This is a genomic window from Streptomyces sp. NPDC088246, assembly GCF_044741025.1.
GTDB lineage: Bacteria > Actinomycetota > Actinomycetes > Streptomycetales > Streptomycetaceae > Streptomyces.
Map to the genome: position 1 here is coordinate 72,249 of NZ_JBIURV010000001.1, position 19,856 is coordinate 92,104.

General features: G+C 70.2%; 19 protein-coding genes. 8 read left to right on the plus strand and 11 right to left on the minus strand.

Going from position 1 to position 19,856, the window contains the following annotated elements; all coding sequences use genetic code 11:
• Positions 1-43: 43 nt before the first annotated feature.
• The 3 genes from ACIPEK_RS00295 to ACIPEK_RS00305 all read left to right on the plus strand — a co-directional run bounded on the left by ACIPEK_RS00295 (position 44) and on the right by ACIPEK_RS00305 (position 3,980).
• The gene (locus ACIPEK_RS00295; RefSeq protein WP_401989411.1) at positions 44-2,014 is read left to right on the plus strand and encodes a hypothetical protein; all 1,971 of its coding nucleotides are present in this window, start codon (positions 44-46) and stop codon (positions 2,012-2,014) included.
• 340 nt (positions 2,015-2,354) lie between these two features.
• Complete coding sequence (locus ACIPEK_RS00300; RefSeq protein WP_401989412.1) at positions 2,355-2,996, plus strand: IclR family transcriptional regulator; 642 nt, start codon at positions 2,355-2,357, stop codon at positions 2,994-2,996.
• A gap of 195 nt (positions 2,997-3,191) precedes the next feature.
• Positions 3,192-3,980: a S16 family serine protease gene (locus ACIPEK_RS00305; RefSeq protein WP_401989413.1), complete on the plus strand. Its 789-nt coding sequence runs from the start codon at positions 3,192-3,194 to the stop codon at positions 3,978-3,980.
• Here ACIPEK_RS00305 and ACIPEK_RS00310 read toward each other — a convergent pair.
• The 8 genes from ACIPEK_RS00310 to ACIPEK_RS00345 form a co-directional block, all read right to left on the minus strand.
• Positions 3,910-5,280, minus strand: a complete 1,371-nt coding sequence (locus ACIPEK_RS00310) for an MFS transporter (protein WP_401989414.1) — start codon at positions 5,278-5,280, stop codon at positions 3,910-3,912. The genes ACIPEK_RS00305 and ACIPEK_RS00310 overlap by 71 nt on opposite strands.
• Positions 5,277-5,474 carry a hypothetical protein gene (locus ACIPEK_RS00315; protein ID WP_401989415.1) on the minus strand — a complete coding sequence of 66 codons (198 nt, stop codon included), beginning with the start codon at positions 5,472-5,474 and terminating at the stop codon, positions 5,277-5,279. The genes ACIPEK_RS00310 and ACIPEK_RS00315 overlap by 4 nt, the downstream gene beginning before the upstream one ends.
• Before the next feature lie 29 nt (positions 5,475-5,503).
• The gene (locus ACIPEK_RS00320; protein WP_401989416.1) at positions 5,504-6,112 is read right to left on the minus strand and encodes a helix-turn-helix domain-containing protein; all 609 of its coding nucleotides are present in this window, start codon (positions 6,110-6,112) and stop codon (positions 5,504-5,506) included.
• A gap of 108 nt (positions 6,113-6,220) precedes the next feature.
• Positions 6,221-7,201: a glycine betaine ABC transporter substrate-binding protein gene (locus tag ACIPEK_RS00325; RefSeq protein WP_401989417.1), complete on the minus strand. Its 981-nt coding sequence runs from the start codon at positions 7,199-7,201 to the stop codon at positions 6,221-6,223.
• 1 nt (position 7,202) lies between these two features.
• Complete coding sequence (locus ACIPEK_RS00330) at positions 7,203-7,997, minus strand: ABC transporter permease (RefSeq protein WP_401989766.1); 795 nt, start codon at positions 7,995-7,997, stop codon at positions 7,203-7,205.
• Between the two features lie 101 nt (positions 7,998-8,098).
• On the minus strand, positions 8,099-9,298 hold the full coding sequence (locus tag ACIPEK_RS00335) for an ABC transporter ATP-binding protein (RefSeq protein ID WP_401989768.1): 1,200 nt from the start codon (positions 9,296-9,298) through the stop codon (positions 8,099-8,101).
• A 94-nt stretch (positions 9,299-9,392) separates the two neighbouring features.
• Positions 9,393-10,040: an ABC transporter permease gene (locus ACIPEK_RS00340; protein WP_401989418.1), complete on the minus strand. Its 648-nt coding sequence runs from the start codon at positions 10,038-10,040 to the stop codon at positions 9,393-9,395.
• Positions 10,041-10,055: 15 nt separating this feature from the next.
• Positions 10,056-10,529 carry an Lrp/AsnC family transcriptional regulator gene (locus ACIPEK_RS00345; protein WP_093900281.1) on the minus strand — a complete coding sequence of 158 codons (474 nt, stop codon included), beginning with the start codon at positions 10,527-10,529 and terminating at the stop codon, positions 10,056-10,058.
• A 134-nt stretch (positions 10,530-10,663) separates the two neighbouring features.
• On the opposite strand from ACIPEK_RS00345, the gene hppD reads away from it, so the two are divergent.
• Positions 10,664-11,809: a 4-hydroxyphenylpyruvate dioxygenase gene (gene hppD / locus ACIPEK_RS00350; protein WP_401989419.1), complete on the plus strand. Its 1,146-nt coding sequence runs from the start codon at positions 10,664-10,666 to the stop codon at positions 11,807-11,809.
• A gap of 372 nt (positions 11,810-12,181) precedes the next feature.
• A complete protein-coding gene (locus ACIPEK_RS00355; protein WP_401989420.1) occupies positions 12,182-12,892 on the plus strand; it encodes a hypothetical protein in 711 nt (236 codons plus the stop codon).
• A gap of 158 nt (positions 12,893-13,050) precedes the next feature.
• On the opposite strand, the gene ACIPEK_RS00360 is transcribed toward ACIPEK_RS00355, so the two are convergent.
• Positions 13,051-14,619, minus strand: coding sequence for a tetratricopeptide repeat protein (locus tag ACIPEK_RS00360; protein WP_401989421.1), 1,569 nt, complete (start codon positions 14,617-14,619; stop codon positions 13,051-13,053).
• A gap of 97 nt (positions 14,620-14,716) precedes the next feature.
• Between ACIPEK_RS00360 and ACIPEK_RS00365 the strand changes: the two genes are divergently transcribed.
• A complete protein-coding gene (locus ACIPEK_RS00365; RefSeq protein ID WP_401989422.1) occupies positions 14,717-16,084 on the plus strand; it encodes an FAD-binding oxidoreductase in 1,368 nt (455 codons plus the stop codon).
• Positions 16,085-16,107: 23 nt separating this feature from the next.
• Here ACIPEK_RS00365 and ACIPEK_RS00370 read toward each other — a convergent pair whose 3' ends face one another.
• Positions 16,108-16,584 carry an SsgA family sporulation/cell division regulator gene (locus tag ACIPEK_RS00370; RefSeq protein ID WP_401989423.1) on the minus strand — a complete coding sequence of 159 codons (477 nt, stop codon included), beginning with the start codon at positions 16,582-16,584 and terminating at the stop codon, positions 16,108-16,110.
• 212 nt (positions 16,585-16,796) lie between these two features.
• On the opposite strand from ACIPEK_RS00370, the gene ACIPEK_RS00375 reads away from it, so the two are divergent.
• A complete protein-coding gene (locus ACIPEK_RS00375) occupies positions 16,797-18,506 on the plus strand; it encodes an RDD family protein (protein WP_401989424.1) in 1,710 nt (569 codons plus the stop codon).
• 134 nt (positions 18,507-18,640) lie between these two features.
• Positions 18,641-19,348: an RDD family protein gene (locus ACIPEK_RS00380; RefSeq protein WP_401989425.1), complete on the plus strand. Its 708-nt coding sequence runs from the start codon at positions 18,641-18,643 to the stop codon at positions 19,346-19,348.
• A 99-nt stretch (positions 19,349-19,447) separates the two neighbouring features.
• On the opposite strand, the gene ACIPEK_RS00385 is transcribed toward ACIPEK_RS00380, so the two are convergent.
• Positions 19,448-19,813, minus strand: coding sequence for a hypothetical protein (locus ACIPEK_RS00385; RefSeq protein WP_401989426.1), 366 nt, complete (start codon positions 19,811-19,813; stop codon positions 19,448-19,450).
• Positions 19,814-19,856: the final 43 nt, after the last annotated feature.

A 19,856-nucleotide genomic window follows, 5' to 3' on the forward strand; every position in this document is an offset into this window, starting at 1 on the left:
GAGAAGACCGGAAGGATCGAGAAGATCCGAAAGGCCGGGTGCGGTGTTACGCCGCACCGTCGCCCTCACCGCCGGGGCCGTGCTGGCCTGGACCGGCACAACCGTCGCACTCGCCCCCGCCGCCCACGCCGGCACGGTCACCCCGACCGTCCACTGCACCCTGCCCGCCGGACAGGGCGAGGCCACCGGACCGCAGCAGATGAGCGTCGACCTCTCACCGGCCGTCGTCGACCCGGGCGGCAAGGTCCACGCCAAGGTCACCCTCGGCCCGTCCCCCGCCACCAGCGGGCTCAGCCTGAGCGATGTGCCCACCACCCCCAGCATCGACTTCGCCATGTCGGGCGGTGCGACCGGCACGGTCACCGTCACCGGACCACAGATCAACCTCGACATCCCGTCCGGGAAGCCGATCGAGATCCCGCCGTACGAAGGGGACTTCATCATCCCCGCCAGTGCGAAGGGGCCGATCTCCTTCACCCCGGTACGCAATCTGACGCGTACGAAGGTGCTCGGCTCCACCTACGAGACCCCGTGCGACGTGATCAGCGGTGGCGGCTCCATCGGCACCGTCACCGCCGAGGGCACCGCGGGCCTGCCCGCCACCCTGACCGCGCCCACCACCGCCGTCCGGCCGTCCACCGCGGTTGCCCTGACGGGCAGCCTGTGGACCGCCGGTGCCACCCCCGTGCCCTCTCTGTGCGCGGCGGACGGCGGTGGCTGCGACACCGGAAAGTTCGTCTCCAGCACCCTCGCGATCAGCAGCTCGGGGGAGCTGACCGGAAGTGCGGTGCTCGCTGCCGCCGGCACCGTGACCGACGGTTCGTACCTGGTGAAGGTCGGCGACGGTACGAAGGAGGCGACCGCACCTCTGACCGTCAAGGCGTACGTCCCCGGCGGCCCGCGGACCATTGCGCTCTCCCGCTCCGGCGCCCCGCTGGGCAGCGTCATCAAGGTCACCGGCAGCAACTACTTCCAGGACCGGTGGATCAACACCGTCGCCCTGGACGCGAGCGGGGCGACGCTCGATGACACCGCCGTCTATGTGAAGAGCACCCCCGACGGCACGTTCAGCGCCGACTTCACCGTTTCCGACCCGGCCATCGCCGCGATCCAGGTCGACGAGGGCAACGACCCGGCGACCGTACTGACCACCCCGTTCGCCGTGACCGACGCCTCCGCGACGCTCTCGGCAGGCGCGGCGAAGGTCAAACCCGGCGGAACGATCACCCTCTCCGGCGGCGACTGGCCGACCGGGGCCACACCGGCCGCCGCGCTCTGCGCCGCCGACGGCAGCGCCTGCGACAGCGCACGGATCAGCGGCTCCACCCTCCGGATCAACGCCGACGGAACGCTCGCCGGTACGGTCACCGTGGCCGGATCCACCCCGCGCGCCGTGTACGCGCTCCAGGTCACCGCGGGAGGAGCGCAGGCCCTCACCCCGCTGACCGTCGCCCCGGCCTTCGTCGTCCTCACCCCGTCGGCCGGGCCGAAGGGCACCGCCGTCACCGTCCTCGGGCAGGGGTTCGCGAAGGTCGCCACCGTATCCGTCGTCGGGCTGCGGGCCGACGGATCGCAGACGTCCGACCCGGTGAAGACGAAGGTGGTCGGGCTGGACGGGGCGTTCTCGCAGACCTTCACGGTCAACGCCACCGACACCGTCGCGATCCGGGTCCGGGAGGTCCTCGTCAACCCGCGCACCGAGACGGCGGCGTTCACCGTCCAGGACGGGACCGTCCCCGCCGGACCGTCCTTCGCGCTCTCGCCGTCCGAGGGGCCCGTCGGCACGGTGGTCCAGGTGACCGGCCGGGGCTTCGCCCCCGTCGCCACGGTCTCGGTGACCGGCCGCACCGCGGACGGGAAGCAGACCTCGGACTCGTACGTCACCCGGGTCATCGGACTCGACGGCACCTTCGCCCTCAACTTCGCCGTCCGCGACCCGGCGACGAGGGCGATCAGAGCCTGCGAGGTGCTCGTGAACGGAAAAATTGTGCAACAGTCGTTCACGGTGAGTTAACGCCCGTTCACGTCCGGTATACGGACGTGCCGCCGAGGCGTCGGCCGACCTGGACGCGCGTAGACGTCCAGATTTCGGCCGACGCCGCGCTGACCGGCGCTTATGTTTCTTCACCGCAACTCCACTTCCGCTGACGCCCGGATTCTGGACGAGGTCTTCCGCTGAGCGGACTGGCTCGCTACTGTCCAGAAAAAAATGCACGCCCCGTGGCAACGCCGCCGCGGAGCGCAGCCGGTTGCCTTGGCCAGGCCGGCGGCCTCTCCGTGCGTCGCCGCTGGGACCGGTGGCACACATTCCGTGGGAACCAGCCGCCGCCGCTCACCAAAGAGGAGAGGGCGTCGTGACCGCGGAGACCTCCCAGACGCTCGACCGGGGACTACGGGTCCTCAAACTGCTTGCAGACACCGACCACGGCCTGACCGTCACCGAGTTGTCCAACAAACTCGGCGTCAACCGGACCGTGGTCTACCGTCTGCTGGCCACCCTGGAACAACACGCCCTGGTACGCCGCGATCTGGGCGGCCGGGCCAGGGTGGGCCTCGGCGTGCTGCGCCTGGGCCGCCAGGTTCATCCGCTCGTGCGGGAAGCCGCGCTGCCCGCGCTGCGGTCCCTCGCCGAGGACATCGGGGCCACCGCCCATCTCACGCTGGTCGACGGGAGTGACGCGCTGGCGGTCGCGGTCGTCGAGCCGACCTGGACCGACTACCACGTCGCCTACCGGGCCGGTTTCCGTCACCCGCTGGACCGGGGTGCCGCGGGCCGGGCGATCCTCGCCGCCCGACAGAAGCCGGTGGGTGAGACCGCCTTCACCCTCACCCACGGCGAACTGGAAGCCGGGGCGAGCGGGGCGGCGGCCGCGCTGATGGGGGTGACGGGCGTCGAGGGGAGCGTGGGCGTGGTGATGCTCTCGGACTCCGTACCCGAACGCGTCGGCCCCCGAGTCGTGGACGCGGCCCGCGAGGTGGCGGACGCGCTCCGGTAGGGCATTTCGAGCCCGGCCTGTCGCGGGTGGCGGTCGGCCGGCCAAATCAAGCCCGTCCAGCGATTGAGGACAAAGCGGTCGGCCGGGCCGGCCCGGCCCTCCGCGGGAGCCGGGCCGGGCAGCCGGGCAGTAGGTACGGGCCGGGTCGACCCACCGCCCGGCCCGTACCAGCGTCCCGGCGGTTAGATTGGGCGGGTGCTCACTCGTCTCTCGCGCCCCCGCACCCTCATCCTGTGTGCCCTGCCCGTCCTCGCCCTGTTCGGCGTGGCCGCCTTCGCGCCGCTGCCGTTCACGCTGGCGCAGCCCGGCACGACCGCGAACGTGCTCGGGAAGGACCACGGCACCCCCGTGATCAGCATCAAGGGCGCGCCCACCCGCCCCACCAAGGGCGAGCTGCGGATGACGACGATCGTCGCGACCGGGCCCAACGTCGATGTCGGCATCGGTGATGTGGTCGACAGCTGGTTCCGTACGGACCGGGCGGTTCTGCCCCGCAACTCCGTCTACCCGGCCGGCGGCTCCGAGAAGGAGATCGAGAAGCACAACCTCGAGGACATGAGGAAGTCGCAGAACTCCGCCGTCGACGCGGCTCTGAACTACCTCGGCAAGCCCAAGGGCTCGGTCGACGTCACCCTGCACCTCGCCGATGTCGGAGGCCCCAGCGCGGGTCTCTTCTTCGCGCTCGGCATCGTCGACAAGCTCGACGGCAACGGCTCCGGTGGTGATCTCACCGGTGGCCGCACCATCGCGGGCACCGGAACGATCCAGGCGAACGGCGCGGTCGGCGCGGTCGGCGGAGTGTCGCTCAAGACTCAGGCCGCGCACCGCGACGGTGCGACCGTCTTCCTCGTCCCGAAGGCCGAGTGCAGGGAGGCGGGTGCCGAGCTCCCCAAGGGGCTCCGGCTGATCCCGGTCACGACTCTGAAGAGCGCGGTGTCCTCGCTCCAGGCGCTGGAGCAGGGGCGCAAGGTCCCGAGCTGCTGACCTCGGCGGCCGGTGCCGAGGCCTCCGCCGTCGTGCCCCCGGACTCGGACTCGGACCCGGAATCGGCCGCGTCCATCGTGCGCCACACCGGGAACACCATCGGGCTCAGCGTCGCCAGCAGGTACACCGTACCCATCGCCAGCAGCGCACCTCTCGCGCCTGCGCTCTCCACCAGCAGGCCGGCCGCGAGACCGCCCACCGGCATGGCCAGTTCGCCGCCCGCCGTGAGGACCCCGGAGACCCGGCTGCGCAGCTCGTCCGGCACGCTCCCGTAGATCACCGTCGTCAGGATCGGGTTCAGCACCCCGCCCGCGATGCCGCTCAGCGCCATGGTCACGGCGAGCGGCAGCGTCGTCCCGGTCAGTGCCGCGACCGCATACCTGGGCGCGCCGCACAGCACCACGCACACCGTGAAGACGGCCCGCCGCGAGAAACGGTGCCCGAACGCCCCGTACAGCAGCGCCCCGGTCAGCCCGCCCGCGCCGAACAGCGCGGTGAGCAGCCCGATGTCCCTGGCCCCGCCCAGTTCGGCGGAGGCGTGCACCGGCAGCAGGACGGCGTTCCAGCCCTGATCGGTGCCGTTCATGAAGAGGACCATCACCACGACGGCCAGCAACAGCCGGTTGCTCAGCAAGTAGGTGTAACCCTCGCGCAGTTCGGTGCGGTACGCCCGCAGCGAGACGGGCGCCGCGGCCTTGCGGGGCTCGGCCGCGCGTACCCCCCGCACCCCGGCCGCGATCAGCAGCGCGGACGTCAGGAACGTCGCGGCATCCAGCAGCAGTACGGTCTCCGCGCCGACCAGTGCGATCAGTACGCCGGCCAGCGCCGCCCCGACCATCCGGGCGCCGCGCGAGACGGCGTCGAAGAGGCTGGCGGCGCGGGCGAGGGTGGTGCCGGCGTGCTCGGCGAGATCCGGTACGAGGACGTAGCGGGCCGTGTTGCCGGGGGTGTGCAGGAGTCCGCCGACCGCCATCAGCGCGCACAGCATCCAGAACGCCAGGGCGTCCGCGTAGTGCAGCAGCGGGATGGCGGCTACGGCGACGCCGCACACCAGGTCGGAGGCGACGGAGACCCGGCGGCGTCCGATCCGGTCGATGACGGGTCCGCCGATCAGTGCGGAGACGACGATCGGCAGAGTCGCGCAGAAGGCGACGACGCCGGCCCGTCCCGCGCTGCCCGTGGTCTCCAGGACGAACCACGGGACGCCGATGAGGGTGAGTGAAGTACCGGCCGTGGATATGGAGTTGGCGGACAGTACGGCGATGAGCGGGATGCGGTTCCGGTCCCCCCGGCCGTTCATGCCGTACCGGGTGCGACGGAGGTGCGGCCGGGGTGGCGGGAAAGAATGCGCAGTCCCAACTCGACGACGACCCAGCCCAGTCGGGTGCGCAGCCCGGTGCGCGACGCAGTCGGCGCAGGGTGGAAATCCGCTGCCCGCTGCCGTAGTTCGGCGGCGCGCTGGTGGTGGTGCAGTAGATGCGTGTCGGGGTGCATGGCGGTGTCCTTCCGTTCGGAGGGGCTCGTTACTCGGCGGGGCGAGGGAAGAGGTGCACATGGCTGCGGACGGCGGCCGAGCCCTCCGTGCCCTCCGGCACCCGGCCCTGGTAGCTCTCGATGAGATCGTGGATCTTCCTGCTCAGCTCCACGGTGAGATCGGGGGTGAGGCGCACCTTGAAGTCGCTGATGTCCCAGCCGTGCGACCACTCCTCGGGCCATTCGTGCATCGTGCCGAGCCAGGTGTTCAGTTCCTGGGCGTGTGCGGTGGCGATCTCGTGGAGTACGACGCCGACGGCGCCGCGCACCTCGGGATCCGGGTGGCTCAGGAATCGGTCGCTGTTGAAGACGGTGCCCGTGTGGACGGCCCGCCACCAGCGTTCGCGGCCCTTGCCGCGTTCCGGGTCATCCTCGACGAAGCCGTATGCCGCCAGTTGCCTGAGGTGGTAGCTGGTGGCGCCGCTGGACTCGCCGAGCCGGTCCGCGAGGCCGGAGGCGGTGGCGGGGCCGAACTCCCGCAGCGCGCTCAGCAGTCGCAGGCGCAGGGGGTGGGCGAGCCCGCGCAGGGTGCGGGCGTCGACCATGTGGACGTTCTCTTCGTCGGCGGGGCTGTCGCCGCCGTCTTCCGTTGCGGGCATGGCTCAACAGTAGACTTGCAAAGCAGTCTTTGCAACGAGGTCTTTGCAACAACTTCTTTGCGACATTGCCGGAAGACTCGCGGAGGGCTGCGGAGATCCGCGAGGAGGTCACCCCTTCTTGATGAACCCCTCCCGGAGCAGCCAGTCCTTCGCCACCTCGTGCGGGTCCTGCCCGTCGACATCCACCTTCGCGTTGAGCACCTGGGCGACCTCCGTCGTCAGCTTCCTGCTCACCGGGTCGAGCAGCCCCGCGATCTGCGGGTACTTCTCAAAGGTCTTGGTGTGGATGACGGGCGCCGCGTTGTAGTTGGGGAAGAAGTGCTTGTCGTCCACGAGCACATCGAGGTCCATGGCCCTGATCCGGCCGTCCGTGGTGAACACCTCTCCCAGCAGGCAGGAGTTGGACTTCGAGACCTGGGTGTAGATGATCCCGGCGTCCATCTTCTTGATGTTGGCGGCAGGGAGCGACATCCCGTACGCCTTCTCCATGCCCGGCAGCCCGTCGTCGCGCGAGGCGAACTCGTTCTCCACGCAGATCGTCACCGCCGACGGGTTCTTCTTCGCCAGCGCGGCGACATCGGAGAGCGTCCTCAAGTGGTACTTCGCGTTGTTCTTCCTGCTGATGGCGAGCGCGTAGGTGTTGTTGAGGGTGGATGGCGTCAGCCAGGTCACCCCGTTCTTCCGGTCCTCGTCGCGGACCGCCTTCCACTGCGCCAACGGGCGGGCGATCGGCTTCGCATGGCCCAGATAGGTGATCCAGCCGGTGCCCGTGTACTCGTACATGGCATCCGCACCGCCCTTGACGATCGCCTCGCGCGCACTGATCGAACCGGGCAGGTTCGTCCGGTCCAGGACCTCCGCGCCGGCGGCCTTGAAGACCAGGCCGATCATCTGGCCGAGGATGATGTTCTCGCTGAAGTTCTTCGAGGTCACGGTCAGCGAAGCACCGTCCAGCGGCTTCCCCCGACCCACGGAGCCCGGCACCACGTCGTCCACCATCGGCGAGCCGCTCTTCAGACCGCACCCGGAGAGCGTCAGCGTCAGGGCGAGTGCCCCCACGAGTCCGGCACGCACCTGCCGCGGGCCCATCTCACCCCACCTCCAGTCCGCGCGGCGTCAACGCCACCTCGACCAGCGAGGCCAGCCAGTCCACCAGCAGCGCCAGCACCACCGTCAGTACGGAACCGAGCACCAGCACCGGCATCCGCTGGGTCTGGATGCCCGAGGTGATCAGGTCCCCGAGGCCGCCGCCGCCGACGAAGGTGGCCAGGGTCGCCGTACCGACGTTGAGCACCAGCGCCGTCCGTACACCGGCCAGGATCAGCGGGACGGCGAGCGGCAGTTCGACCTTGGTGAGCGTCCCCATCGCCGACATGCCGATGCCGCGCGAGGCCTCGACCAGGCTCGGTTCGATCGCCTTGAGACCGGCCACCGTGTTGGAGAACACCGGCAGCACCGCGTAGATCACCATGCCGATGATCGCCGTCGACGGGCCGATGCCCAGCCCGATGACCAGGAGAGCCAGCAGACCGATCGCGGGGGTCGCCTGCCCGATGTTGGCGACGGCCGTGACCACCGGGGCGCCCTTGCGCAGCCGGCGCCGGGTCAGTGCGATCCCCAGCGGGATGGCGATGATCAGAACCCAGAACGTCGAGATCGCGGTCAGTTCCACATGCTGCCACCAGCGCAGCCGCACATTGCCGCCGGTGAGCGAATTCCTGGCGATCGAGTCGAGGTGGGTGTTGGTGATCCACACATAGGTGATGGCCAGGACGATCGCGAGCGCGGCCGGCAGCAGTACCAGCTTGCGCCAGGTGATCCGGCGCCGCGGCCCCACCGGTGGCGGTGGGGGTTCCTCCTCCTCGTCGCGGAAGGCATGGCCCATGACGTCGTGTTCGCCGGGCGGGCGGTCCTTGTCGGATGCGGGCGCCGGGCGGGGGGAGCGCGGAGTCCGCGCCGATTCGGGATTCCGCGGGAAGTCGGGATTCATGCGCCCGCACCGCCCTCCAGCTCCTGTTCGGTCTGGTGGGCGCGCATTTCCTCCAGGTCGTGCTGCTGCTCGATGGCGGCGAGCCGGTCGGCCTCCAGCAGTTCCTGGACGGAGTTCATCAGGGTGTGCATGTCGACGACCCCGATGAACTCGCCGCGCCGCCCGGTCACCGCGGCGCGTCCGCCGCTGTCGGTCAGCACCGCCTCCAGGGCGTCGTGCAGCGTCGCGTCCCGCGTCACCGTGTCATGGACCAGCTGCCCGGCACGCGCCAGTGAACCCCGCGCCCGCATCAGGTCGCCGCGCCGCAGCCACTTGTACGGGCGGTTCCTGCGGTCCAGCATCAGGAGTTCGTTGTGCGGACCGCTGCGCAGCTTGTTGAAGATCGACTGGAGCGGGTCGTCGACCGTGACCGTCGGGAACTGGACCATCTCCACATCCCGTACGCGGGTGAGGTTGAGCCGCTTCAGCGCGGCCCCGGCACCGACGAAACCCGAGACGAAGTCGTCCGTCGGGTTGGTGAGGATCGCCTCCGGGGTGTCGAACTGCGCGATGTGCGAACGCTCCCGCAGTACCGCGATCCGGTCACCCAGCTTGATCGCCTCGTCGAAGTCGTGGGTGACGAAGACGATCGTCTTGTGCAGTTCGTGCTGGAGCCGGATCAGCTCGTCCTGCAGGTGGTCGCGGGTGATCGGGTCGACCGCGCCGAACGGCTCGTCCATCAGCAGCACCGGCGGATCGGCCGCCAGGGCCCGCGCCACGCCCACCCGCTGCTGCTGACCGCCGGAGAGCGCACGCGGGTAGCGCCCGTGGAACTCCCGGGGGTCGAGGCCGACCAGATCGAGCATCTCCTCGACCCGGTCCTTCACCTTCGACTTCGACCAGCCGACCATCCTCGGTACGAGGGCGATGTTCTCGGCGACCGTCATGTGCGGGAAGAGCCCGGACGACTGGATCGCGTAACCGATCTTGCGGCGCAGCTTCACCGGGTCGATGTCGGTGACGTCCTCGTCGTTGATCCTGATCCGCCCGGACGTCGGCTCGATCAGCCGGTTGATCATCTTCAGGGTGGTGGACTTCCCGCAGCCGGACGGGCCGACGAAGATCACCGTTTCGCCGGCCTTGATGTCCATCGTGACGTTGTCCACCGCCGGGCTCGGATTGCCCGGATAGCGCTTGGTCAGATTGTCCAGATGGATGGTGGCGCCGGAAGTGGTCTTCGTCGTCCCGGCACTGTCGGCGGCCGTGCTCCCGTCGGCGGCACCGGAGCCGGCGTTCCCGGCGTCGGCGGTCTCAGACACGGATCCCCCTGGGAATGGTGAGCCGCCCGAGCAGTACGTACGCGGCGTCGAAGAGCAGGGCGAGGATGACGATGCCGAGCGTGCCTGCGAGCACCTGATTGAGCGCGTTGGCGCTGCCCAGCGAGGCGATGCCGCGGAAGATCTCATTGCCCAGGCCGGGGCCCGACGCATAAGCGGCGATGGCGGCGATGCCCATCAGCATCTGTGTGGAGACCCTGATGCCGGTGAGGATCGGCGGCCAGGCGAGCGGCAGCTCCACCCGGCACAGCCGGGCCGGCCGCGACATCCCGATGCCCTTCGCCGCGTCGACGAGCGACGGATCGACGCCGCGCAGCCCCACGATCGAGTTACGGACGATGGGCAGCAGCCCGTACAGCGTCAGAGTGATCACCGTGGGCGCGACCCCGAGCCCGACCAGCGGGATGAGCAGACCGATCGCGGCGAGGGAGGGGATGGTGAGGATGGTCGCCGTCGACGTGATGGCCAGCGACCCCGCCCATTCGCTGCGATAGGTGACGACCCCGATCAGAACGCCCAGCGCGGTGGCGATGACCATGCACTGGAATACGGCACTGACGTGCTGATACGCGTCGGTGAGCAGCTGTTGATGCCGGTTGCCCAGGTACTCCCAGAAGCTCACACGTCACTCCTCGGCTCAGTCGTTGTCCCCTGCGGCCTGCTCGACGAGCGGGATGATGCGCAGCGGAACCGGGTTCTCCATGACGATGGCCGTGGAGGCCCGGACGATGCCATCAAAACCGACAACCCGGTCGATCACCCGTTGAAGATCGGCGTTGGAACGCGCGACGAGACGGCAGAGCATGTCGCCGTGCCCGGTGGTGGTGTGCAGCTCCAGCACCTCCGGGACACCGGCCAAGTGGGCCCGTACATCGGCTCCTTGGCCCTGCTTGATCTCCAGCGTCGCGAACGCGGTGACGGGGTAGCCGAGCGCCGCCGGATCGACGGTCGGGCCGAATCCGCGGATGACTCCATTCGACTGAAGCCGGTCGAGGCGCGCCTGTACGGTCCCGCGCGCCACGCCGAGCCGGCGCGATGCCTCCAGGACGCCGATACGGGGCTCGCGGGCCAGCAGCACGATGAGTCGCCCGTCCAGATGATCGATCGCCATGGTGGGCCTCCGGGGGGTCGCTGTGGTGGTCATCATGTACAGATAGCCCGGCCATCATCCCTATCGGCTGTGCAGATTGCCCAGCAGATTCGCGAACTGTTGCGCACCTTGCGAAGCGGCGAGAGCCTTCGAGCATGACTGAGACTCTGCACACCACCCCCGACACAGCCCGGCAGGCCGACCCCTTCCCGGTCAAGGGAATGGACGCGGTCGTCTTCGCCGTCGGCAACGCCAAGCAGGCCGCTCACTACTACTCGACGGCCTTCGGCATGAAGCTGGTCGCCTACTCCGGACCGGAGAACGGCAGCCGCGAGACGGCGAGTTACGTCCTGACCAATGGCTCAGCCCGTTTCGTCTTCACCTCCGTCATCAGGGCGTCCACCGACCACGGCCGCTTCCTCGCCGGCCATGTCGCCGAGCACGGCGACGGCGTCGTCGACCTGGCCATCGAGGTCCCGGACGCCCGCGCGGCCTATGCGTACGCGGTCGAGCACGGCGCCCTCGGCCTCGCCGAGCCGCACGAGGTCAAGGATGAGCACGGCACGGTCGTGCTGGCCGCCATCGCCACGTACGGCAAGACCCGCCACACCCTCGTCGAGCGCACCGGCTACGAGGGCCCGTACCTGCCCGGCTACGTCGCCGCGGCCCCCATCGTCGAGCCGCCGGCCAAGCGGACGTTCCAGGCCATCGACCACTGCGTCGGCAATGTGGAACTCGGCCGGATGAACGAGTGGGTCGGCTTCTACAACAAGGTCATGGGCTTCACCAACATGAAGGAGTTCGTGGGCGACGACATCGCCACCGAGTACTCCGCCCTCATGTCGAAGGTCGTCGCCGACGGCACCCTGAAGGTGAAGTTCCCGATCAACGAACCGGCGATCGCCAAGAAGAAGTCCCAGATCGACGAGTACCTGGAGTTCTACGGCGGCGCCGGCGTCCAGCACATCGCGCTCGCCACGAACGACATCGTCGCCTCGGTGCGCGCGATGCGGGCGGCCGGCGTCCAGTTCCTGGACACCCCCGACTCGTACTACGACACCCTCGGCGAGTGGGCGGGCGAGACCCGCGTCCCCGTGGAGACGCTGCGTGAGCTGAAGATCCTCGTCGACCGCGACGAGGACGGCTACCTGCTGCAGATCTTCACCAAGCCGGTCCAGGACCGCCCGACCGTCTTCTTCGAGATGATCGAGCGCCATGGCTCGATGGGCTTCGGCAAGGGCAACTTCAAGGCCCTGTTCGAGGCGATCGAGCGCGAGCAGGAGAAGCGCGGCAACCTGTAGGACGCCTCCTGGCCCGCCTCCGGCCGGACAGCGGAACGGGCTCCCTCCAAAGAGCCCGTTCCCGCTGTCCGGTGCGCCTGGCGGGAGAACCGTCCCGGGCACGGGTCCGGACCCCGGTACGGCCGGTGGGTTGTCACCGGGGCCCGGGTGCTGCGGCTGCCGGAGCTGCTGGATCTCTCGCAGCGTCCCGGCGGCTCGCGCGGTCCCGGACATGCCCCTTGAGCTGGGTTTGGTGCAATCCAACGCTGTTTTTGGAACCGAAGTTGCTGAGACAGAACCCGGACATGCACAGGATCATTTCAGGATCGACTCGGCCCTAGTGTCATCGGTGTCAGCAGGAAACACCGCAACCGACAGCCGCTGGAGATCACGATGCGTTCGCGTCTCGCCGCCCGTTCCGCCCGTCTCGTCCTGGCCGCCGCGGCCGTGACGGCCCTCGCCGCCACCACCACCGCCTGCGACCCCGATGACGTCGCGGACGCCGGCAGCTCCACGGCCCCCTCCGCCGTCGCCTCCGCCGGCAGCGGAGGGAGCGACAGCTCCTCCAGCGACAGCCCCTCCACCAGCGGCTCCAGCACTGGCGGATCCTCCACCGGCGGCTCGTCCACCGGCGGCTCCAACTCCAGCGGCTCCACCGGCAAGGCCGGCTCCGGCGACGGCAGGAAGGGCGGCTACGGGCAGTCCTGCGGCACCAACGACCTGGACTTCACGGTCACCTCGGAGTCCCAGGCCGGCGGCTACTACCTCGTCACCGCCAAGGCCAAGTCCGGCATCACCTGCTACCTGGAGACCAACACCCCCAGCGTGTCCTTCGGCTCCGGCGCCGACGGCGTCGCCTCCCCCGTCGGACAGGGTGGCGAAGACCCCATCAAGCTCACCGGCTCCGCCGTCGCATACACCGGTATCAGCCCCAAGACCACCAACAGCAATGCCGGCAAGGAGTTCGAGAACGTCATCATCGCCACCACCGACGACGATCCCGACCCCGCCGAACTCAAGCTCCCCGACACCGCCAACGTCGACAAGCCCATCGTCACCAACTGGGCCACCAACCGCGCCGAGGCCGTCCCCGTCATCGTCTGACACCTCTTCTCCCACCCCCATGTGCCGGTCGGTCTCAAGTGCCGGCGGGGAAGACTGCGGTATCGGTCCATAACAGTGGCGGTTGCGCCGAGGTCATGGAAGTCGCCGGAGGGCCCGCGCCTCGCGGGTCCACCGGCAACTGAACCCGTCGCCCGCCGTCAGCGGCGCCCCGGCGCCGGTGAAGCGGGCTGCGGCTTCGCGGGCGCCAGGCCCTGCGGGCCGCCCGCCGGAGGGCCGCCCGCCGGAGAGCCGCCCAGGGCGTCCAGGGCCTTCTGGGCCGCCGGACCTTCCAGCGGCGAGAAGTGCGGGTTGATGAGCAGCGCCTCCGCCAGATTGCGACGCGCCGGACCGTAGTCCTTCAACGCCTGCTGGATCGCGCCCAGGTGGGCCATGTAAGAGGCGTTCCGCCCATCCGTGCCGACCGCCCGCGTCGCGTACTGCAGCGCGGAGGACGAGTCGCCGGAGCGGTGCAGCGCCCAGCCCAGCGCGTCCGCCACCGCCGCGCTGCGGTGCGACCGGTCCCACTCCGCCTTCAGCAGCTTCACCGCCGCGGCCGGATCCCCGTGATCGGTCTCGAAACGGCCGCGCAGAGTTGCGTTGTCCACGCCCTCGCCGTCGTCACGCGCGAGAGCCTCGCCGAGCTGTGCGTACTGGCTCCGGGCGTCTTCGTCCCGGCCCAGCGACTCGTACAACTCGCCCAGCTCCAGCATGTATTCGGGCCTGGGGAGGTTGGCCAGCGCCTCCTTGTAGTCGCGCTCGGCCTCGTCCGTACGGCCGAGCGCCACCAGTGCCCTGGCCCGGCCCGCGAGCGACGGATGGGCACGGTCGGTCCACAGTGCCGCGCTGTACTGCGCCACTGCCTTGTCGGGCTGGCCCCGCTCCCAGGCCAGTTCGCCCAGCAGATACAGGCATTCCGCCTTCTGCGCAGGTGTGGTGGCCCGGTCCGCCGCGGCCTGCGCGTCGGCCTGCGCGACCTCGCGCCGGCCGAGGTCCCGGTACTTCTGCGCCGTCCGGATGAGAGCCGGGGCGCCGGAGTGCAGCGCCGTGAACTTCTCCACCGCCGCGTTCGCGGACTTGTAGTCACCGAGGCCGTTGTACGCGTCGATCAGGGCCGGATACACGTTCCACTGCTTCGGCTGCCGTGCCCGTACCGTCTCGCCCCACTTCTTCGCCGTGACGAAGTCGTGCCGGGCATTGGCGAGCGTCGCGAGCCCCACCCAGGCCGCCGTGTTCCCGTTCTCACCCGGCTGGACGTCCAGCGAACGCTTCAGCGCCTGTTCGGCACGGACGTAGTACGCCGGGTCCGCGGAACGCTGCCCCCACTCCACATAGGCCGTACCGAGCAACGCCCACGACGGCGCGTCGGACGGATGCGTGCCCACCCACTGCTGCCGGTCCCCGATCAGCGCCGTCAGATCGGAGAGCGAGGCGGGGGAGCCCATGTCCCTGGCCTTCAGGGCTCGCGAAACCGGACCGGGCGCGGGCGGCGGCGCGGACTTCTTCTCGTCGTCCGGCACGGCCACCACCGCACCCGTCACCAGTACCGCAGCCGCCACCGCACCCATGGCCGCCCGGCGCAGCGTCGTACGCAGCGAGAGGGGCGGCAGCTCGGCCGGGGACGGGTCCGGCGACGCCGGGTCCGGCGGTGCGGGGCCGGTTCCGGGAGGTTCAAGGGGAGGCTCGGTCGAATCGGGGGACTCCGGAGGCTGCTGCGGCGTGACATCCATGCCGATCACTCTGCGTCAGTACGAAGAGCACACCGCGCCTTGCGAAGGCTGCGGCAGACGGGTTCACACCAATGGGCCCGAGTGCCACGCTTGGATCATGAACGGTCTTCTCGAACAACTGCGTGCGGGTCTGCCCGCCGAGGCCCTGATCACCGATCCGGACGTCATCGCCTCCTACGCCCACGACATGGCGAGCTTCTGCGATGCGGGAACGCCGGCCGTCGTCGTGCTCCCGCGCACGGTCGAGCAGGTCCAGCACGTCATGCGCACAGCCACGGCCCTGCGCGTCCCGGTCGTCCCGCAGGGAGCCCGTACCGGTCTGTCGGGCGCGGCCAACGCCTCCGACGACTGCATCGTGCTGTCCCTGGTGAAGATGGACCGGATCCTGGAGATCAGCCCCGTCGACCGGATCGCCGTCGTCGAACCGGGCGTCATCAACGCGGTGCTGTCCCGGGCGGTCAACGAGCACGGTCTCTGCTACCCCCCGGATCCCTCCAGCTGGGAGATGTGCACCATCGGCGGCAACATCGGCACCGCGTCCGGCGGTCTGTGCTGCGTGAAGTACGGGGTCACCGCCGAATACGTACTCGGCCTGGAGGTCGTCCTCGCCGACGGGCGGCTGCTCACCACCGGCCGCCGTACCGCGAAGGGCGTCGCCGGATACGACCTCACCCGGCTCTTCGTCGGCTCGGAGGGCAGCCTCGGCATCGTCGTCAAGGCCGTGCTCGCGCTGAAGCCCCAGCCGCCGCAGCAATTGGTCCTGGCCGCCGAGTTCCCGAGCGCGGCCACCGCCTGCGAGGCGATCTGCCGGATCATGGAGCGTGGTCACACCCCGTCACTCCTCGAACTGATGGACCGTACAACAGTCCATGCCGTCAACAGGATGGCCAACATGGGCCTCCCCGACACCACCGAGGCGCTCCTGCTCGCCGCCTTCGACACCCCGGACCCGTCGGCCGACCTGGCCGCCGTCGCCGAGCTGTGCACCGCGGCGGGCGCCACCGAGGTGGTCCCCGCGGAGGACGCCGCCGAGTCCGAAATGCTGCTCCAGGCCCGGCGGATGTCGCTCACCGCACTGGAGACGGTCAAGCCGGCCACGATGATCGACGACGTCTGCGTACCGCGCTCGAAGCTCGGCGCGATGCTCGAAGGCACTGCCGCCGTCGCCGAGAAGTACGACCTCACCATCGGCGTCTGCGCGCACGCGGGCGACGGCAACACCCACCCCGTCGTCTGCTTCGACCACACCGACGCCGACGAGTCCCGGCGGGCCCGGGAATCCTTCGACGAGATCATGGCGCTCGGTCTGGAACTCGGCGGCACGATCACCGGTGAACACGGCGTCGGTGTCCTGAAGAAGGAATGGCTCGCGCGCGAACTCGGCGAGGTGAGTGTCGAACTGCACCGGGGTATCAAGCAGGCGTTCGACCCGCTCGGGCTGCTCAATCCGGGCAAGGTGTTCTGACGGCCGGCCAGGACCGCGCCCGCTCACGCGTCGCCGTCCTGCCACTCGTCCGACGCCCACGGGTCGCTCAGCCACAGGTCGTCGGCCGGCAGCGGCGCGAGCAGCTCGGCGAGAGCCTCGTCGATGCCGAGCCGCTCGGTCTCCGTACCCGGCGGAACCAGCCGCAGAGTCCGCTCCACCCAGGCGGCCACCACGACGGACGGCACCTCCAGAAGGGCGTCGCCGTCGGGCGAGGTCAGGGCCACGAAGATGACGTTGCGCCGGTCGACCTTGGTGGGCCAGATCCGTACGTCCCCCTGGCCGCACGGCCGGAACACGCCCTCGACCAGCAGATCGCGGGCGAACGTCCAGTGGACGGGGAAGTCGGAGCCGATGTGAAAGGCGACGTGTACGGCGTACGGGTCCTCCGTGCGGTACGTCAGCCGGGCAGGGACGGGGATGCTGCGTTCGGGCGACAGAACCAGCTTGAGCTCCAGCTCGCGCTCCACGACGGTGTCCATGAGTGCGTCCTTTCGGTACCTGTGGGCCGGTCCCGCGACCGGTCCGCACAGGGAGAGAGCGCCCTCCCCGCCATCTATTACGCGACTTCCGGAAAAAATTTCTGCGTGACCGGAAAGTGGCCCAAACCCCTGGACTGGCCCAGGGGTACGCGGTCGTCTGATAGATGTGGACCCGTTGTATTGAGGCCTCGAAGAGATACGGGACCACGGTGATGAGCGCCCCAACCCCGGCACCCGGTGACGAAAGCCCCCGCGAGGGGTATTACCCCGACCCGTCCATTCCCGGATATGTCCGGTACTGGAACGGCGCTTCGTGGGTGCCCGGCACGAGCCGGCCCTCCCCTCAGCAGGGCGAGCCGATGCCCGCAACGTCGTCCGGCGCGGCGGCCGAACCGCAGCCGCAGCCCCCGGCCCCGGCGCCCGCGCCGGTGGACGAGACCGGTCCGGTCTTCCTCGACGAGGAGCCGTACGCGGACAACCGCCCCGAACCGGCCACCGCCTGGCAGGCCGACGCCTCCCGGCAGACCGGCTTCGGCGGCGAACGCGACCGGCGGGTCTCCTGGGGCGGCGCCGGGCAGCCCGGCGGGCAGGGCGAGCCGGGCCGGCAGGGCGAGCCGGGCCGGCAGGGCGAGCAGAGCCGGCAGGGCGAGCAGAGCCGGCCGTCGTCGGGGCCGGAGTCCGGGGCGGGGTCCGGCTCGGGACCGGAGTTCGGCCGGGATCCACGTACCTCTGCGGACCGGGCCCCGGCGGTCCGGGAGCCCGTCGACCGTGCTCCCGCGGTTCGGGAGCCCGTCAACCGCGCCCCGGCGGTCCGTGAGCCCTTCGACCGCGCCCCCGCGGTTTGGGAGCCCGTCGACCGGGCCCCCGCGGTTCTGGAGCCCGTCGACCGTGCTCCCGCAGACCCGCGCCGGCCGGCCTCCCCGGATCCGACGGGCGGTGCGCTGCCGGGCATGCGTGACGGAAGGGGCCAGGCTCCCGAGAACACGGTCGCGATCCGCGCCGTGGGCCGGGGCGGCCGCCCGCCTGCTCCCCGGACGACGGAACAGGAGCCTGCGGACGGGACGATGGCGATCCGCGCGATCGACCCCGGGACCGGCGCGCAGCCCCCCGCACAGGCCCCGGCGCAGGCCCCCGCCCCGGCTCAGAACCAGGCCCCCGCCCCGGCACGGACCACCGCCCCGGCCCCCGCCGAGCTCAACAGTCCTCTCACCCCGGGCCCCGGCGGCGGTGCCGCCTCCTGGGCGCAGCAGGTCCACCAACTCGCCCAGCCCGACCAGGCGGCCCGCCCGCAGCCCCAGCAACACCAACCCCACCTCCCGCTCCAGGGGCAGCAGCCTCACTTGCAGCCCGGTGCGCACGGTGGACAGCCGGACCAGCCCGTCGTGCCCTGGAAGCCTCCGGTCAACGACCCCTTCCAGCAGCTCGCGCAGGCCCAGGCATCGGCCAGGCCCGCTGGACTCGGCAGGAGGTTCGCCGCCCGGCTTATCGACACGATGGTGCTGGCGGCGCTCGTCGGCGCGATCGGCTTCCCGCTCGTCTCGCGGGCGATGGACCACATCGACGAGAAGATCAGCGCGGCGAAGCTGTCCGGTGAGACGGTCACCGTCTGGCTGGTGGACTCCACCACGGCAGGTCTGTTCGGTGGGGTGCTCGGCGCTTTCCTCGTGCTCGGCGTCCTGCTGGAGGCGCTGCCGACCGCCAAGTGGGGCCGTACGCTCGGCAAGAAGCTCTGCGGACTCGAAGTGCGGGACATCGAGTCCCACGAGGCCCCGTCCTTCGGCCCCGCGCTGCGCCGCTGGCTCGTCTACGGCGTGCTGGGCGTCCTGGTCGTCGGAGTGGCCAATGTGCTCTGGTGTCTGTTCGACCGGCCGTGGCGCCAGTGCTGGCACGACAAGGCGGCGCACACCTTCGTGGCGGGCTGATTCCGCGCGAGGGTCCGCGGAGCCCACTCCTCCGGCTGACGGCTCATCGGGGGAGGGGCCTTCGGGGGACGTGCCGTTCCCCCGAACGCACCTGAGCCGTTGCGGGCGCCCGTGGGCCGGGGTGCACTGCCCCCATGAGCAACGATCAGCCGACGTCCGGTCAGCCGCCCGAGGACGACCCGTTCCTCAAGAAGCCGCAGGAACCGCAGGGGCCGCGGGAGCCGCAGGGGCCGCAGGGGCCGTCGTCGGGTTCGCCCTACGACAGCGCTCCGCCGCCGCCTCCTCCTCCTCCGCCGCCGCCGTACGATTCCGGTCCCTACGGCGGCGGTGGCCCGTACGGTGGCGTGGATCCGCTGGCCGGTATGCCGCCGCTCGGCGAGCCCGGCAAGCGGATTCTGGCCCGGCTGATCGACTTCCTGATCATCTCGATCCCGCTGTATCTGATCTCGTTGCCGTGGGGCGGCGCGGTCGCGATGAACGACAACACCAGCAGCAACAGCAACGTCAGCGATGTCTTCAGCCAGACGTACAGCGGGCACCAGCTGCTCTGGTCGCTGATCGGTCTGGTGATCTACGTCGGGTACGACACGTACTTCACACACAAGGACGGCCGGACCATCGGCAAGCGGCTGTTGAAGCTTCGGATCGCGATGCTCAACGACGGCCGGGTGCCGGACACCGGTGCGTCGTTCCTGCGGGCCGTGGTGCTGTGGCTGCCGGCGCTGCTGTGCTGCCCGTGCCTGTGGTGGCTGATCAACATCGTGCTCATGTTCACGGACAAGCCGTACCGGCAGGGCCTCCACGACAAGGCGGCGAAGACGGTGGTCGTCCAGACCCACTAGAAGGTACGGGGCGCTCTCTGGGCCCTTCCTGCGCCATACGGCCTCGGTCTCCGTACAGACTCGGTTTTCGATCCTGTACGGAGACCGAGGCCGTATGCGTCAGCGCCGCAGGGAATGCTCGCCCAGCAGCTCGTCCACACGCGCCGTGGCGCGCTGCTCGGCCGTGCGGGCCGCCGGGATCGAGGCCTGGACTCCGTCGCGGGCGAGGCCTTCGGCCTCGACGGCGGCGGAGACCGCATCCTGGTCCGTACGAACTGCGGCCCCGGCCTTCGCCGGCTTCGCTGTTTTCGCCCGGGACGGGTGGGGTACGGTCACGGCCACCAGCAGGCCGAGCGCAAGCGCCGCGGTCCCGATGACGGCGATGCCGAGGCCCGAACCCGTACGGGAGAGCAGCAGCATGGCGAGGGTCGAGAAGACGACGGTGACCGAACCGTAGGAAAGCTGTGCGGCAGTGATACGCGGCATGTCGGTATCCGTCCTCGGGGCATCGGATGGGCAGTCTCTCAAC